2 protein-coding genes are annotated in these 18,158 nt (G+C 62.7%); both read right to left on the reverse strand.

The window, feature by feature from the left end; genetic code table 11:
- Positions 1-49: 49 nt before the first annotated feature.
- A complete protein-coding gene (locus tag B0G74_RS18955) occupies positions 50-6,292 on the reverse strand; it encodes a hypothetical protein (RefSeq protein WP_132376329.1) in 6,243 nt (2,080 codons plus the stop codon).
- Positions 6,289-17,634, reverse strand: a complete 11,346-nt coding sequence (locus tag B0G74_RS18960) for a hypothetical protein (RefSeq protein ID WP_132376330.1) — start codon at positions 17,632-17,634, stop codon at positions 6,289-6,291. Before B0G74_RS18960 ends, B0G74_RS18955 begins: the two co-directional genes overlap by 4 nt.
- Positions 17,635-18,158 lie beyond the last annotated feature (524 nt).

Here is an 18,158-nt window from a genome sequence, read left to right on the forward strand (position 1 = left end):
TGCAATCCGCGAAGAGAAGTACTCCGCAAACGATGCACTTGAATCGAGATTACGATGATCCCCATCGTGCAATCAAAGCGCCGTTCTCGCCAAAAAGCCACGCGTGCAGGTCAAGCGCTGTTGGATTGCTGGCCTGCTCAAGGGCGGAAGTAGACCGGCGAAGTTCAAAAAATGGTACGCCGTCGGCAGTTCCCACCCCCAGGGAAGGCTTCGCCGTCACTGCACCAAAGCCCAGATGCGCATCTTTCGAGGACACGAGAAGTTGACGTGGAAGATCGACGGCCGCGTTCGAGCGCTGGAAAGAAATCTGGGCGATCCGTGTGACCTTGAAGCTCGTTCCTCGCCCGGGCATGGGCGTGAGCCAGATCAACCAGGGACCGTTCTGCTCCCGGGCCAGCAGCCATGGAACAGAGTTGCCCGTCTGCAGCGCAGCGACGAGTTGACGTAACAAGTCGCCTTCCATCCGGGAATACTTCTCCGGTTTGTCTCCCTGATCGCCGGAAGGCAGATCGGCCATCGTCGAAACCGTGCGCAACGAAATGGCCTGCGTTCCATTCGGGTCAGCGTTCCACGCCGCCAGGGCTTGCGGGGAACTCAGCAATACGCGCGCATCCTGAAGCTTGTCGGACGGCAGTTCGCCGGTAAGTGCGTTCGCCGCCACGGCCAGTCGGCCCGTTACGAGCGGGCTCGAAGCATTCCGAAACAATCCGACGAGCAGGGGATCGAGCAATCGGAACGATTGCGCAACAGGCGCGAGTTCGAGGAAGACATATTCGGTAGGGTCTGGTTTTGGGGGATTCACCATCATGTCGACTTGGAGCGAGCCACGGGGGAAGACGAGCGCGACCCGTAGATCGCCCTGCACGGCTTGCGTCGACGGCGTCCCGATCCGCTGGGTCATCGCAAAACGGTGAAGGGTCCAGGGAATACCGCCAACCCGCGAAGGCAGCGATTGTTCGAGCTTCAGTGAGACGCTCGGCGCCTCCTTTTGGGACAGAGGCCCGCCGGCCCGTGCCTCGCGCAAAGACGCGTACACGGCCGGCCCTTCGTCGGTCTGACTCGTGAAGGCGTAGGTCGTCTGACACATGTCGGCGCTACGAATGGCCCAATGCATCACGTCAATGCATGGCGGCAGCACGATCGTGACGTCAGGGTTGTCCGAATCCTGTGGGCGGACGACGGCCCACCGCTCACGGTCCAAAGACTGGTCGCCTGATGTAGGAACGACGCGCGGATCCACGAAGGGCACGCTTTGCGATACCGTCAGCGCGAGCGGTTCGATGCCCAGCGCGGCGTCGGCCGACGCATTCAAGACTTCGGCACACACGATCCGATCCCGGCGCCCTGCTTCGGCTCCGTCTAACCGCGGTGTGCTGATGAGCAGTTCGGGCGCCGCGGCTGCGCGGCTGTCAGCGATGCGGCGGGATCCCCATTGCCGTAATTGATTGTGTGGCATCAGGTCGAGAAGTTCGCTGCCCGATCGCGCTCCGGGAAGCCGGACGACCGGCAAGGGAACCACCGTGTCATCGAGGGAAGCGATCTGTTCGCTTCGGCGCACGACCTGGATGGCGTCCGCACGACCTCGGATCGTGGCGACGCCACCATGGCGCAGGTTGCGTCGGCGCAATTCATCGCGCGCCCATGATCCAACTGCTGTCCCGGCGTCCACGCCGCTGACGGCAGCCGTCGCTTCCAGTTTCAGCCTGACTCGGGCTGTCGGTGGAAGCGGAAGTTTCGATACGACCAGCAAGCAAGCCGGAAAGACAGGCGCGATGTCGTCTGGCGCCACAACGGGCAAGTTCGGCGGCGATGGTTGCACGGCCATGACGTGATATTGCATAGCCAGCACTCCGCCGCTCTCGCTGAGCAAGCCAGCCATATGGCGACCCGTATCGGTTCGATCGAGCCAGTATCGCCACTCCGGCATCGGCTCGTTGGATTGCGGTCGAGCTTGACCACGATATGTCGCGTCGCATGGCGCGCGGACATATGACGCCAACCGCGCTGGCATGATCTGGTCCGCGAGCGGTCCGTGCCAATGCCACAAGTCGGACGACGGGATTCTGGCAGTGTCCTCCTCGTCGATGCTGCGATCAGGACGCCACGGCATCTCCGCCACAGCGGGCTTGTCGGCCGGCACCGCGAGAAGCTTGCCGCCGAGCGTCCGAAACGGGATTCGCAACAGGCGCGCATCGGCGGCGCCGGGCACATCTGTCAGCGTTTCGCGCGACACACTCAGTGTCGGATCGCCAGCGCACACGATTTGCGGCGCGACGAGTACGTTGCCTTCAAAACGCTCGGTCCGCACGACGACCACCGCATGCGACTCCACAGCGACGGCTATTGATTTTGAGTCGGGCCGGGTGGTCTTCAGCCGCTGCACGATCTGGAAACTGAAAGCGGGGAGGACCGTTTTCTTGCGATACGTCACCGCGGCGACCAGGTCTTCGCCGATTCCGCCGGTGACGGGATCCAGTGGAATGTCCACCATATAAACGACTGCTTCGAGTTCCACCACCGACTTGCTTTTCCCATCGGCCGAGTCGACCTGAAACCTGTAGTCATTGAGGAGCACCACATGGCCGGTTATCGTCGAGTCGCCGAACGGCGGATCGGCCGCGCCGAAACGAATCGATCGGGACAAGTCGCCGCGCACGTGACCGCCCTGAGCCGCCGCGAATAGCTTGCTCACATTGAGCACCGCAGTGCCTCGCAGGTCGAGTGAGAGCGTCGGAGCTGTGTCACCACTTTCATTGTTCATGACCCGGATGACGCCGGCGAGCGCGCGCCCGGCCTGCCCTTGCCCCGGATACGCAGCGGACCACGAGAAGATCCACGCGTTGCTCTCCACCTGATTCAGATCGACCCTGCCATCGGCCTGCGCCTCGTCGGCAGGATGCAGTCTCAGGTTATGTACTGAAACCGAGCCATCCCAGCCCGTCCGGATAATCAGCGGCGGATTACTGTTCGTGGACCAGTTCGGCGGATCGTACTTCCCTCCTTCCAGAATGGACCAGCCCTTCGAGTCCACACAAAGCACGAGTTTGCACTCGAACAAACTTTTAGGGTCCTTGACCTGTGCCTGGAACAAGCCACACATCGACGACTCGTCGAACTCGAAGTCGTTCGGCTCGACATTGAACGAAAGATCGCCCAGAGCCGAAGCAATCGTGACGCGCTCCAGCGTAAAGATGAGCGCGCCGTCGACGATCGAAATCGATCCCTGGAGTCTGCGGACGCCGAGTCCGGTCGCGGTGGTCTGGGTCGGCCGCCAGTCGAAGCGGTTGTCACCGGCTGCGCCTTTGAGTGCGACTGTCCATGTTCCGAGCTGCCGGCTCCATAGCATCGTGCATTGGCCGCCGCTCTGACGCTCAGCCTCGTAGGTCGACATGAACGGCGGTCCGATCCGGACGCGCATCGCCCGGCTGTCGACCGTCGCGACGCTTAGGTCCAGAGGTAACAGGGCGTGCAATTGAATCCGGGGCGCGACGAACCTTTGCCCATCATCTCCGACGAGATCCCAGCGCTCGCCTACCGCTTCGCCCGGAGTCACCCCGAAGACGGACAGGCCCAACCGCGACGAGGTGCTCGCCTGGGACACCTTAAGCGATACCCAAGCCGTATCCGTCACTTCGGTCCTCGGATCCGGGGCGCTCGAAACCAGGCGAGTGAACGGTCGAAGACCGTCGACAGCTCGCGCCCAGCCCCTGCCCTCTCCATCGACGAACGGCATGGCGTTTTGGTCTGTGAACAGCAGCGGTTGACCGAAGCGCACGAGCGCGCGAGGATCATTGGCGTCGGAAGAGGACTCAAGTCCGACCGGAACGCCGTGGCTGTCGACGGACAGACGAAGCAGGGGCGTGAAGTCGGCCGCCGTTTCGTCGATGCTGGCTTGCGCGGTTTTGCCATCCGTCGTGGCAAAGTCCAGCTTGAGAGCGGGCGCCGTGGCGGCTTCAAAGTCGAAGCCAACTGTCAGCCTGATGCTCGTCAGCGGCAGCAGGACGCCCGGTACCCAGCCCTGGATGGCATAGTCGCCCGACGCCCCTAACGTCAGCTCTTTCGCCTCTGAAACGCTTAGCGCGGCCGGGCTGCCATCCTTGCTGTTGACGAGCGCGATATCGTCGTATGGTCGGGTGGCGTCGACCTGCGGTGGCGCATCAGGGTCGATGGCTAGCGTTCCATCGGGCCGCATCCGTGCACGTGCATCGGTCAGTATCGGCAAGCCGTGCCTGTAGATGTACAGTAGCGATTGCGCGCGTGCATCGTAGGTGGCAGTCAGACCCGGGACGCGCGGATGGAACAGCTCGGTGGTCGGCACGTCGCCCACCGGAATGCCCCCAGCCGGCCACGGGTGCGTCTCGAACCACGGAAGCGCGCCGTCGCCCACGCATAAGACCAAGGTCTGGTCGCGAACGATCTTGCCACCAACCCAGACCCGGGCCGGATCCAACAACGCGGCGTCAGGAATGGCGACGGCGGGCGCAAGGGTCGTGAGAAGTCCACGGCCTTGCGGGCTTGTCCAGACCGACAGACCTTTCGCCTTGATACGCCACGTGAGCGGGGATGAAGCTAGGCGCTTCGCGCTCGGCATTTCCAGCTCCCAAGTGCCGTGGCTGCCGCTTCGGCCGACCCAAAGCGTCGCGCATAACGCCTTCTCCAGCCGCCGCGCGAGTGTTCTTGCTGGAACGGTGTAGTCGGAGTCGCCGTTGGGGGCCGCGTCGTCGAGCGCGCGGCCGACCGCGTCCATCCCCGCGCCAAGCCCGTCGCTGATCCACCACGACGGTGTGCGCCACAGGAGCACCGGCTTCCACAATGACACGCTGACCGTCCGGTTCGAACTGAAGCGCAATTGAACGCCGCTGGCCGTCTCGGAATCCACGGGCCACGCCACGAGATCACCGGGCACGAGCGCGACATCCCGACCCTGCATCTTCAGGAACGCTGCGGACACCGGCAAACCGCCTCTCAATCGTTCGCCCGAACCGGCGATCTGATCGAGAATCTCGTCGACCGACTTGCCGGCCGCCTCGGAAGGCAACGCATCCCGGACATCGAGCGTACCCTCCTTGAGCCACAGGTGAGTCGGGGCGACGGCGCGTGGGGCTGCCGCATCACCGTTCGCTTGCGCGGTCGCGATGCCCGCGTGGGCCATGGCCGAGGACTCCAGTTCGAATTTCGTGACTTTGCGGCCTTCCTGCCATTCGAGAAAAATGTCTGCCTTCAGCCCAGATGCCTTCGCGGCCCGCAGCGTCAAATGCGTGCGCTTCGCACCGCCCGAGCCGGAGACGGAGGCGCTCGCGCGCATGCAATCAGTGAAGAGACGGGAACGGCGATCGTCGGCCCAGTCGAAGTCTGCGTCCAGCACGCGGCGGTTCCAGTCCAGCACCACGCCGCTCGGTATCAGCTTCGCTTCGAAAGCGTGGACGCGAACTTCAAGAAGCTCGTACAGCGTTGCGACGAAATGGTCGCCGTCGGGAGTCGGATCGCGGCGATCATCAACGAGAGAAACGATCTTGTCGTCGACGAAGGGCGCGGACCACGCGTCGAGCAGATCACTGGTCGCTTCGTCGGCACGGCTTAGCACCTGCCATCGCCTGACGAGCCAGGCCTTGTCTCCCGGCCAGTCGCCATTGGGTGAATCGGGCGCAAGCTCGGCGCCCAGTATGCCTCTCGGACTCATGAATCCGCTCGGGCTCGTGACGACTCCCTCGGCGGCCCAGTCGACGTCATCCGCGTCGATCTCGGGCGGCGCCCGGAGCGAAACCTCGACAGACTTTTTTTTCGGCGCTTTGGGCAGCAGCAAGGTCACCACATCGTTCCGGGCGCGCGTCCTCACATCCGTCGCGAAATGGTGGGTCGCGGCCAGTCCGTCCGGAATGAACAAAAACGTGCGAGGAGCGGCGCCGTCGCCGATGGAGCGAGGCCACAGCAGCCCCGCCAGCCCGGAAGGATCAGTCGTACGCCTCACGCGACACGCAAGCACGCCGAGTCGCACCCGCCATATGCCGCCCGTCTCTTCGAGCACGGCGTCGCCACTGACATCGCACGCAATGTTGTCGCCCGGATTCGCATCACTTAACGGCCGCGTGATCCGGAACATGGCAGGCGCGTTAGCAGCGTGCCACTGAACGCATTGACTGGCGCCGTGCATCAGGCCGATTTCGGTAACAGGCTGAAAATCGTGGACTTCCAGCGTGATCGACAGGCATATGACGCGGACCTTGGGGGCGCCGTAATTCCCGCCGTCCACGAGGCCCATGACATCAAAGGTACCAATGATCGCGTTGCTCATCTGATTTCCTCGCATGCGAATCGCACCCCGTCGCGCTCGATCGACACATTGAGCGACCAGCCGGGGTCCGTTGCCCCCAATGCAGCCCAAAGCCAGTCGAGCGACTGCGCCGCGCCGGTTCCGATCGATACCTCGACACCCAGGCGACCAAACCACGCAGCCGGCTCCGCATCCGAGACGAACTGCACGGTCCGCGCCTTGGCGTCCGGGCCGTTTCCGTTCGGCTTGTCCAGTCCGCGCCAGAGAAAGGTGGGCACCGGTTTGCCGCCTGCCTCCAGCGCTATGCGCAACAGATCGACCCGCGTGCCGCCGTCCGGCGTACGCGCGCTGATGATCCAGCTGGCGGACGGATCTGCGAGGCAAAGGACGGGGACGGGCGGCAAGTCCGTGTCTGGCGCAGTCCAGGCGATGTCACGGGCGGTCCAGTAATTGCGCACTTCGGAAGGGAGCGCATCGATCGGGCGAGGAAACGGCATGCGCAAGTGCAGCGCGCTCTCGCTCAACGACCATGCGAACGACCCACTCTCGTAGGCGAGCACCAGCTCCTTCCCGCGCTCGGCATAGACGGGGACGATGGTGCCCTTGTCGGGCTGGACGCGCCCTCTCTGCGGCGGACCCTCGGCGGACGCGCGCACGCCCGCGGTCGTGCGCACGGAAACGCTCCAGCGATACCCGGCGGGCAGCGCGGGAAACGCGAAACGCTCGGCGCCGCGCTGCAGCCCCACCACGCCGGCCCGGAAGCTCCGCCATCGTTCGATTGAGGCCGCAACGCCCGGCGCATGCCAGCTTTCTCCGTACGCCTCCCAGTCGAAATCGCTCGGCAAGTTGGTATGCATTCCTGTTGCGGCTTCGGTGAAGCGCGGATCGAGTGCACGCACGAGCGCCACACTCTGACGCACGCGTCCGATATGCCGCACCAGATCCTCCCGTTGCATGGTCAACTGCTGTGCGGGATGCACACTGACCTCCGCTTCGATAGCATTGAGTGCGTTGATACGCAAACCGGCGATATCGGGCTGAAGCGAGAGCGTGCGGGGAACCCTGACGACGGCATACGGCACGCTCGGATCCCGGAGGGCGCACGCGACATCGTCGCCGCAAGGCCAAGGCGGGTCACGACGCCTTGCGCATTCGATCGCGATTCGCAGCCGCCTGCCGTAGCCTCCCGTCAGCGGCGCGTTGAACCAGACCCAGCCCTTGACCGCAGGCAACACGACCGAACCTTCGGTCACCGATGCATGTCCGTCGCCGCCTGCCGGGTCGGCCGGTGTGGACGCACGTAGCGGACCCAGATCATTCCGTGTAAACCGGGCCACTCGTTGCTGTGGCTGGCTCGTCAGCTCGACGAACCTGAACCTGTTCAGCCCCTCGTCTATCAAGGTCGCGAGCAGCTTCTCGCACGAGTCGTCCGATTTCGCGACCGATTTGGGCGCGAGCCAGGAAAGCGCGTACTGAAGTGGGCTGGCGTCTGGGACGGACTGGCCGTCAGCCGGGCGATGTCCGACCAGATCTCGGATTTTGTTCTGCCGGTCCGTGCCTTCCAGCTTGGCGAGCAGCAGGAGTTCCTGCAGGATGCCGACATCGAACACGCGGAAGGCGTAGAGCGTGGAATGGCCGATCGGCGGCCGAAGCTGCGCGGGCAGACGATCGAAAACGATCGCGACGACGTCGTTGCGCAAGTGCCCTTCCACCGACTCGAATCCGATACACTCGTCGTCGTTCTCGATCCAGAACGTCGCACTGGCGCCCAGCGCTTCCAGTAGCTTCCAGCACAGCGCGTCGGTATCCGGCGAGTGACGTTGCAGCAATTCCGCAGCGCGGTCTTTTGCGTCGCCTTGCTGCGCGGGGGGAAGCAGCGCTTCGGCGACATCGAACGACACGCGCGAACCGGCGGGAAACTGGAATTTCGTAAACACACCGCTGTACAGGTTCGCGAGCGACCGGCACAGAATGACGTCCCCGCCCGAAGCACTGGTCGCCTTGGCAAACAACTCGTGGAGCAGTCCGCGCTCGACACCGCTCGACGCATCACGGTGCTGCTGTGGCGAGCTGATTTCGATACACGCTCCCGTTAGCCTCCAGTCCAACTGCGTGGGCGTCTGATCTTGCGCAGTCTGCGTTTTTGGCTGGACCGGAGAGACATCCCTGGTTTTCCTCAAGGTCGGATAGACGGCGTTCTGCTGCCCGCGAAATACGCGCTCCGGCTGAACCGCAACGATGCGCGATGCGACCGCGCCGATCGGATCGGCGCGTCCTGCCGCGGTGGGTTCGTCGTACCACCACACCTGATATTCGACCGGCACGCCGCGATCGTCGTTCGACGTCATCACATGGGGCCAGATGATATTGACCGAAGCCTTCACGTCATCTGCGATGCGTTCGACTCGCGGCGATGCGACGACCGCCGCCGCATCAAGCCATTCCGCTCGATACTGCGCGTCGAACGGCATTCGTTCGAGTGCGGCCACGGGGCGTCCTGCACCAAAATCCGCATCGGTTGGGGCGCTTGCCCGACCGGCAAACGGACCATCTGATAACGCCAACCGGCATCGCAGCACTGCGGTGCCCGCTGGGGGAATGTTGGAACCGGATTTGGCATCGCCAAGAAGGAGACCAACGAACAGTTCAATGGCGGCATCGTCTTGCATGCCCACCGCCTGCCAGAAATCGGCCTCGTTGCCGCCCACTGGAAGTTTGATGTCGGCCCACGCAAGCCGCTGGTGGTTAGGCGCTTGTGCTTTCGGATCGACCTTGGTCAGATTCCATACCGACAATTCGACAGGACGAGCTGCGTTGAGCAGATCGAGGTCACGCCCTCGCGAAGCAGCGGGAACCGGCAATTTCAGGTCCGTGCTTTGCAACTGTGGCGACCAGGCGAGCGCCATGTCGGTTTCGTCGCCGGCGCCGTATCGTCCGACGGTGCCCGCGCTCACCGGTCGCGCCCACAATTTCAAGCGCTTGTCGAGAAGGTCTTTTAGCGTTTTCTCGTCAGGCAGATCCTTGCCGCTCACCATGACCAGCACCCGCAAACGGGCGCGCAAAGGCGCGCCGGCGACACCGGCGCTCGTCGCCGGCGCCCAAGGGTTTGCCACGGGGCGCTCCAACGTTGCCTGCGCATTGAGAATCTCGAGCGGGAGCCGCAACGGCCGATACCAGACGCCATCGAAAACGTGCTTGACGAGAGACGTCTTGCCATCCATACCACCGAATGCCTCGACCTCATAAGTCAGCAGCACTGCGGTATCTGCCGGAAGCCCCGTGTCGACGAAGCCGAAGCGTGGACGGATGAATGTCCGCTCCACGGCGTTCGGTCCGCTTACCTTGTCCCAGTGTGGCCAATGCGGGATGAATTCGAATTCCTGCCCTGACACGGCCGATGAACTGCTCTGCGGCTTGCGGCGCACGACGTAATGATGGATTTCGTCGTGACTGTGAGGTCCGTCGCTGCGCCAGGTTTGCCTGTCGTCGCTGCAGGACAACTGCCAGGCGAGGCCGACTTCGCCGTTGCCCTGAAACCACTGGCACCAGTCCGGATCGATCCGATGCACACGCGTCGACGCGCTGGCGAGGTTCGCTGCAGCGCCGAACATTTGCGCGCTCTCGACCAGATCGGCCAAACCACCGCTCGACAATGCCTTGAATTGCGTTTGGTTTTCGTCGTCCTCGAAATCAAGTACGAGACTCAAAGCGCCCGCGAAAAGGAGCGGATCGAAGTCATCCGCGCCCGCCGGGTTCGCGAAAACATGTGCACCGCCTGGCTTGGGGGGCACCTCCGCGAGTCGCAGCAAATGAGTGAGAAGCTCCGCGTTCCAGTGTCCGTCGCCATCGTCCTGCCGCACGGCGGATTCATGCGACTGCCGCGCGAGCAGCAGATATTCGTCATAACTAAGCGTCACGCCGTCGCCATTCTGAATGCGAAAGCGCGTGGAGCGCCGATGTGGATCGAGCTGCACTGCGGGGTCGTCGAAATTGCCAGGCTCGGGATGCCGTGTGCGCTCGTCGACAACCTCTCGTTTCTCGGTCACGGCGAGCACCTGATCTCTCGGGCGAACCAGCAGGTCGCCCACGAAGAGCGGGCGTTCGATGGACGGGTCACGCGCTTTGAGCATGTCTGCCGTGATCAGTATACGGTCGTCTTGCTCGACGAGATCGAGCGTGCTAGCGGATTTATCGAACGTGTACTTCCCGCCGCCGAGCATCAGGAAGGTCTTGCGATCTTCCTGATCCTTGATGAGTTTGGCGAGCATCGGCTTCAAAACGAGCCGATGCGTCCGCGCGCCGTACTTTGGATCCGGGCCCGACGCCGGTTGCACGGGCGTAAAGCTTCCGTCTCGACGCGCATCTGGAAACAGCACAAGACGGGTACGGTACACCATCTTGCCCGAGTCATCCGGCGCACTCACCGCCCGCACGTGGTGACGCCATGTGACCACGGCCGGTGCCGAAGCGGGTGCCGCGACTTCGCTTGCCGCATGCATTTCGGGCGGAGTTTCGCTGGGCGCGGGCAATGTCCACGTCATTGCGCTGGCATGTGAGGACGCTTGAATCAATTGGTCGATGGGGGGGACGAGCCGGTTGATGACATCCCGCGCTTCGGCGATCCGCCCCTCGTCCATGGCAATGCGCAAGCTTGCGCTGAGGCCGAATCCCGCGACGTTCAACTGCACGGCGACCGAGCCTGCGAACCCGATGCCCGAGGGCACGATCGCGACGGCCAGTGACGCGGTTGCGCCGAGCCGCACGCTCGCGGTGATGTCGAACAGCGTTACGGTAAAGGAGCAGAAAAAAGTCTCGACATGGATACGCTTGTAGACGTGCGCCGCGATCTCGAACATGGCCGCAACCTGCAGATCCGCCAGTACGTAAGCACGCCCGTCGGTCGAGTAAGCGCCTGCGAAGGCGCCTTGCATCGCGAATTCCGCCCGCGCGCTCAGCTCCACATTGGCGAATCCCAAGTCGCCAGAGAAATCTGCGGATATCTCCGCGCGCGCGGCGAGGTTCAGTCCGATTACCTGGGTTTCACGATAAAAGCCGAAACGGAAGCCCAACTCGGCTTCTCCGCGCACCGGGCCGAGCGAGATGCCGTAGCGCGCCTGACGCGGATACGCGACCTCGACGAGCGCCCCGCGCGGATCGCTGTAAATGGAGACGGACTGCGGGAACGTCGAAAGCGCTCCGCTCAGCAGTTGCGCGACTTCACCGACGACGCCATCGCCCCCTGTCATCGGCTTCGGCAAAGTGACGAAGCGCCCGTAGAGCACCTGGTCGCGCACCGAGAGGCCAATCGCCCCGCGCATTGCGGGACGCTCGATGAATCTCGGGTCGTGCGACTGGTTCGGCGACGTGTAGAACCAGCCGTTTATGCCGGCGATGACGTCGAGGTGTTCATCGACCGAGAGCACCATGTTGGTCATGACGAGGTGCTCTACGTCGCGGCCCAGGCATCCGAACGACACCTCGGCATAGGCGACGATGGACACCACCAGCGCGCCGTCCTCGCTGACCGGGACCCAGCTATTCGGATCGGCCGGATTCGGAATGCCCTTCTGCACGGCCGTCTCGACACGCTGGGCAAGCGGCGTGCGGCGGGCGTCTTGGTCGGAAAAATACTTCAGCCCTTGATTGACGGCTACGCCCAACCCCACCATGCGCAGGAAGAACCCATAGGCGAGATGGTCGTTGCGCTCCACGCCGACATAGACGACCAATGCTGGACGATTGGACGGCTTGAGCCGTGTCAGCTTGATAGCGGCGTTCATACCGGGAAGGCTACTGGTCTTGACGTAGGCATCGCCGGCGAATCCCACCTCTTGCTCGTTGTCGATCTGCTGGAGTGTTCCCTTCAACTGGAATCCTCCGGGCAGACCGCCCGACAGCCCGAGGCGCTGAATTCCAATATGCGGAATAAGGTCCGACACATCGCGCTGAACGAGTGCAATCTCACCGAGCGTGAGGCCGAAATTGAGTGTCGGCATGCGCCAGATGAACTCGATGTCGCCGAGTAGACTCAGCCAGCGGGCGGCGTTTCCGAAGTTGCGCGGTCGAATTATCAGTCCGCGCAAGGTCACCACGAACAACTGCGCAATTTTGAACACGCGCGGCGTGAATTCGACGCGCACTTCGAGATCACCCAGATTGGCAAGATTCAGGTTTTCGAAATGCACACGGGTGCCGTCGAACAGTTCGGAGAATTCCTTGAGCATGCCATCCAGCGCACGGCTCGGCTCGAACGAGAGACTGCCCGTGATGCCGCCCTCCGTCGTCCACGTTTGATTTTGCCAACGCAGCGACAAGTGGATGCTGTCGACCTCGACGACGAGACAGAGCGCTTCCACATGAAAGCGCCGTCCACATCCCACGTCGAACCGGGCTATCGCGGACAATCCCTGCTGTCCGGGTTCTTCAAATAGCCGCATGCTGACGACTCCTGTCGCGTCGTCGAAGAAAGTCAGTTGAGCTTCGGCTTCGAGACTGGCATCCGTCAGGCGCCCCTTCACGACTTTGAAGCGCCCTACGCCGTTCGCTGCGGGGCGCACTCGCAGGCGCTGGCCGAACACGGTCAGACCGGGCATGTCGGCTGAGCCGGGCCGGACGACGCCCTCGAGCGACACGCCGCCCGCACCGAAAGCAAGTTTCGCGATGTCGAAGATCACGCCGCCATCAGACAGGAAACGCAATTCGATGGGCGCAGCGTCGAGCTGAAACTCCAGTGCGTGATCACCGCCGCGCGGGTCGAGTTTGGCCTTGAGGATCGGGGGAAACGCGAGCACTCCAAACGAGCCGAACTCGACTTTGCGCCCACTGCCCATATCGAAGTCGAACGTCAGGCTCGTGACCTCCGCCGCGAAAGCCTCCGCGCCGAGAACCAGCTCGCTTTTGTCGAGCTGGCAAGACACTGTCACGTCGGTCGCGGCACTCCCACCTAGAACCGTTCCGCCATCCTTGTCGGTGAGGCTCAATGTCAGACGGAATGCCCATACCAGCGTATTTTCACCGTCTGCGCGCGCGGGCGGTTTCCCACTATCGACTTGACATCTCAGCACGGCAAGCGTGCGGCCGAACATCTCGCCCACGGCGTCCGTGAGACAGAATTCTGCGTCCGGCTTGAGCCACTTGGGGACATTGTCCAAGAGGGACCTGTGAAGCCGCAGATGTTTGCCGTCAAAGCGCAGGAATGGGGTTGCGGGATGCGACACCGTCTGGAAATCCATCCCGAACGGAGAGTTGGCCGGACCCGTCATCGGGATCACGCGAGCCGTCTTTGACGTCGCATCCAGCTTGCCTGCTTCCTCATCATGCGTCACGTTCGAAATCGTGACAGGAGCCAACTGAAGATCGAGCGAAACGCTCAGGTCTTGAGTTGCCGTGACGCTGACCTCCCCCGCAACTAGGTCGACGATCGCCTTGGCGAGGGACGCACCGTTCTGAGCAGCCGAGACGAGATGAAGTGTCGCGATGGGCGACCCGAGTGGAATGTCGAGCGACATCGCCTCCATCTCGAGTCGCGCGACGACGTGCGCGGTTTGCGGATCGATGCCGATGACGAGTTGCATCTCGGCCTTCGCATTCAGGCCCGCTGGAAGCACGCCGGCGAGCGACGCGCCCGTAAGGACCGGAATCGTCCAGATAATGCTGCCGTCGCCGGTCGCCGTGGCCTGAATGCCGCTAATCTCCTGACGGGCAAACACCACGTCGGCCACCAGCCAGGGAACACGGAGGCGCGCTTCTGCCTCCACCATCCAGGTCGATGGCGCGCCATCGACCTTCTTCCCGGTCACCCGCAGCATCAGCGCAACGCCCTCGCCCAATCCGCCGAGCCACGCCGCGACGTCCGTCTCGATCTCGAACGCTTCGCCGATCTCGGCGAAGCTCAGATCGACCGGCTGTGCCGTGGCGTCGGGCGCATCCTTTACGGCGACGCTTAGGGACTGAGTTGCATCGGTGACAAGTGTGAGCTGAACGGGAGCCGGCAACATCAGCGCGGCGCCCTTTCCTGTGCGGCCGTTAGACAGGATCGGCACGATGCCCGTGACCGTGCAGATCGCAGATGCGCCGCCTGCTGTCTGCGCGAGGGCGCTGACCGGGGAAGCGGAGGTCAGCAGGCCGAGGGCGACGCCGGCGGCATTACCGGCCGGACGGGAAATGACGACGCCGTGATGGACGCCGGCCGACGAACGTTCCGTGCCCTGCAGAGCGGAGCAGTCGAACAGCGTTTCGAACTGATTCGTGTAGCTGCGCAAAGTGGCGGCAGGCAGTGCCTTGAGTTCCGCCGACAGATCGCCCGCGGGCAGACGCGCCAGCACGACTTCGCGAAAGACCTGGATCTCGTCGTCTTTCGTCCATGTCGATATGTCGCCCTTCTGCTGTTGCTTCATCCATTTCTGGATGGCCTGCGTCGTCGCGCGCTCGGTCAGCACGCGCTTCATGCTCGCCGCGTCGAGCATCTGCCACCGTGCGATGGCGGTCATCGTCTCGACACTGGTAAAGAGCTGAAACCATCCGATTTGCGTCGGCTGTGACCATCCGGGGACGGGCGCGGCAAGCACGTCCCGCAGGCGGACACGCCATGCGTCGTAGAGTGCCCGGCGCGCGAGCGGGCTTTGGCGCAGAACGGTTCGCCAACGGTGCATAGCCGGCCAGCTCAGCACCACATGCGCGAGTTCGCCGGTGTCCGCGGGCCTTCGGGGACTTCGTAGCAGGCCGTCCCAGAGGGAAACCGAAACACCGGCGTCCCACGCGCTCATCGGGAGTTGCTGGCAAAACAGGGCTGTCTCGGACTTCAAGCGCGCTGCCAAGATGAAGCCCAGTCCGTCGAGCCACGCGCTCGCAGCAGCATCTTTCTGCGAGCTTAGCCGCCAGGCGAGGAATTCGACAAAGAAGCCGAAGTCGCTCGCGGCCACCCGAGACGTCTCGCTCCGAAGATCGAAGTCCATCCGGCAAGCGCCGAGCCGGGCGTGCAGGCCCGTTTCGTCCACCGTGACTCGGAAGCTGTCGACGAACACGGGCGCGCCGCCCGACTTGTCGAGTGCGCCGCGAAAGATCGTCAAGGTGCGCTCCGGAACCGGCTCGCTGCTCAGGCCGAACGATCCCGCATCCGGCTGAATCTGGTCATCGTTCGATATGGCGCCGTCGCCGGCCTTCCATTGTCCGAGTGGCAGCGCCCTGACCGCGCCTTCGATGCGGCCGTCGTACGCGAAGATTGGCGCGCTGGTCGCATCGAGGATGAAACAGGCATCGACACCCTTCGGCGGACCGCCAGAAGGTCCGCACAGGAGCGCGGATCGCCGTCCATCCTTGAAGTGTTCCAGCTGTAACCGCGCCCAGCGCTGGTTGAACAAAGGATGCGTGCGCTTTTGCGAAGCGTCGAACGCAGCATAGGCGCCATCGAGCAACAGCGCACGACCACAGGCCGCAGCATTCTGGACCTCGCGCGCCTGCGCTTTGCGACGTGCGTCGTCCAGTGTTTTCTTCTGCCAGGAGTTCTTCGTCGGCGCCGCAGGAAGACCGGGCCGCAAACCGGCTTGGCCGGCCAATGAGTCAAAGCTCGCTTTGTGAAGAAGCGCCGGTACGTCGGCTGGTGCAGGATGATGGTCCGTCGTGTCCAGCGGAAACGGGTCTGCAAAGCGCTGCTCGCCTTTGGCGAAGAAAGGCGACGTATATGGTTCATTCGACAGCGACAGCGTTTGGTCCTGAAGCTCTGCGGCTTCGAGTCGATAATGCCCTGCGCCGAGTGAAGCGCCCCAGTCGCGGATTTGCTTTAGATCGTTGCCCTTCCCTGATTTGGCGATGAGCAGGTCGGCCAGTTTCGTCTCGAACCGGGAGACATCGCCGGTGGCGGCCTTCCATGCCGCCAGCATCAAGTTGAGCAGCGCCGGCTTCTCGGCCGTTCCCCTGGCGACCTTGACCGGCGTGCGTCCGCCGCACGCTTCGTCGCCCGGCTCACGCACCACGAACGCGGGATTGAACACGATCATTCTGACAGCCATGGCCAACGTCACTTCGCTCGTCACTACATCGCCCAAGCGCTTGCCTCGCCAGATCTCGGGCAGGTCGTCGCCGATGAGCGGCAAATGCGCGACGAAGCGGACGCGCTGATGCGCGAGCGACCATAGCGCATCGCGGACATCCGGACGCGTACGAAACGCCATCGCAATGCGGTAGTTAAGGGAAGGACACCGCAGCAGTTCTAGCGACTCGTGCAGATTCAGCGACGCTTCATCCCAGCGGGCGAGCTTCGCCTGCATGCCATAGGCAGAGTAGAGCGATTCGGCAGACCCTGTATCGTATTCATGTCCGGATCCGAGGTCATCGGTCCCGAGCGCTCCTCTGACGCGCAAACCGGCCTGCGAGAGCGATGGCGGCGAGCCTTGTTTGCCGGTGCGCTGTCGCCAGTCGACCCAGAACGTCGCACCTCCTAGGGGCGACGCGGGCATCGCAGTGAGCGCCTTCCTAATTCCGGGGACCGCGAAATGGAATAAAGGCAGTGAGAAGAAAGCGTTGTCGTAGGACTGGAATTTATCGAAGTAGCCGGCGCATTCGCGTTCACTGACCGCGCGCACGATGCGGAAGATCGAGGTCCATGCGCGGGAATCGTAAATCGCGTCCTTGTCGGCGAGAATCTTTGGCCGCAACTCCGTGACACGCCAGGGCACGCCGATGAATCCCTTCTCCAGGTGGTTGCCGTGCCATGCGAACAGCCGGCGTGACTGAAGCCACTCCGGATCAGCTTGAGGGGGCGGCTCTTCTCCTGCGTTCCGCCAAGCCGGATCGTTCGGGTCAATGGGAAACATGCCGGAAAAATCGCGCGCGCAGAAGTAACGGCCTTCATCATTCGAGTCCGTCCACCACACTTCGGTGCGATCGGTCTCGGCGTGCGACAGGTCAGTGTTTTCGTCACCATTGGCAAAAGTCTGGACAAGTCGCTCGATCACCAGCGGACATACGTAGCCCCGCGGTCCCGCGCTCTTATCCTCCCATAGCTCAAGACATTCGGTCCACCGCCCATCGTTCCACGTTCCGTCCGCGACAGGTGGTGGATCGAGGAGCTTTTGCGTCAGGCTTGCGCGGATCGTGCCGTCGCTGCGAGCCAGTTTTCCATCTGCCTCTATCTTGGCGAGAAACGGCGAGTACAGGCTGTAAACCTGAAACTCCAGAATTGCGTAGACGAGCGCTGCGTCTTTCGCGGGGGACAACTCTTCTTTAAGTTGCTGGTCTGCGTTAGGGCTTGACGGCGAAATGTGCTCGACTTCGCGAAAGCACCGGAAGCCTCGCCACCAGAGTCGTCGCTTCAGATCGACGGTGTCCGGAGGGCCTGCATTCGCAGCCTGCACGAAGTCGTTCATCCCACTCTCCTGAACTGTTCGTCCGACAGAATTTACGACGTGTGCTCCCTGCTGCCAGTCAACTGTGCGTGCGGGCGAACCGGCCTAGTCAAGGCAAACCCAAACACTGTGTCGTGTTTATATGTGAAAAATTTCCTCTGTTCGCATTCCATGCGAATGACATATAGGATCAGCAAGTGGATTTGCACCGTCCGGCGGAACTGCCGGGCGGGTTGTAGACGGCATAGCGTTCCTCATTGGCGCCGAATTAGAAAGATACGACATCGGAATTCGGCGGCGATGTACCAGACAAACAGTCATACTTCGCAGATACGCACAACACAGTTGCACTCTCGCTGGATAAAAATAGCGATTGAAGTCAAGTGCATAACAGCAGGATACGTTTAGCGTTTTGAAAGCAAGTTGATGCGAAGTATAGGAAGAGTAGGAGCGCCTCGAAGACATTTTGATGTCGTCTTGTGTTCGCTTCCGAACTGAAACCCACGAAGCTGACTGTTATGAGGGCTGAAATCATTGCCTCGCAT

Source organism: Paraburkholderia sp. BL9I2N2 (assembly GCF_004339745.1).
Lineage (GTDB): Bacteria > Pseudomonadota > Gammaproteobacteria > Burkholderiales > Burkholderiaceae > Paraburkholderia.

Bases quoted from the DNA above. Each gene is read 5' to 3' on its own strand.
- B0G74_RS18960 (WP_132376330.1), bottom strand. From the start codon at position 17,634: ATGAACGACTTCGTGCAGGCTGCGAATGCAGGCCCTCCGGACACCGTC.
- B0G74_RS18955 (WP_132376329.1), bottom strand. From the start codon at position 6,292: ATGAGCAACGCGATCATTGGTACCTTTGATGTCATGGGCCTCGTGGAC.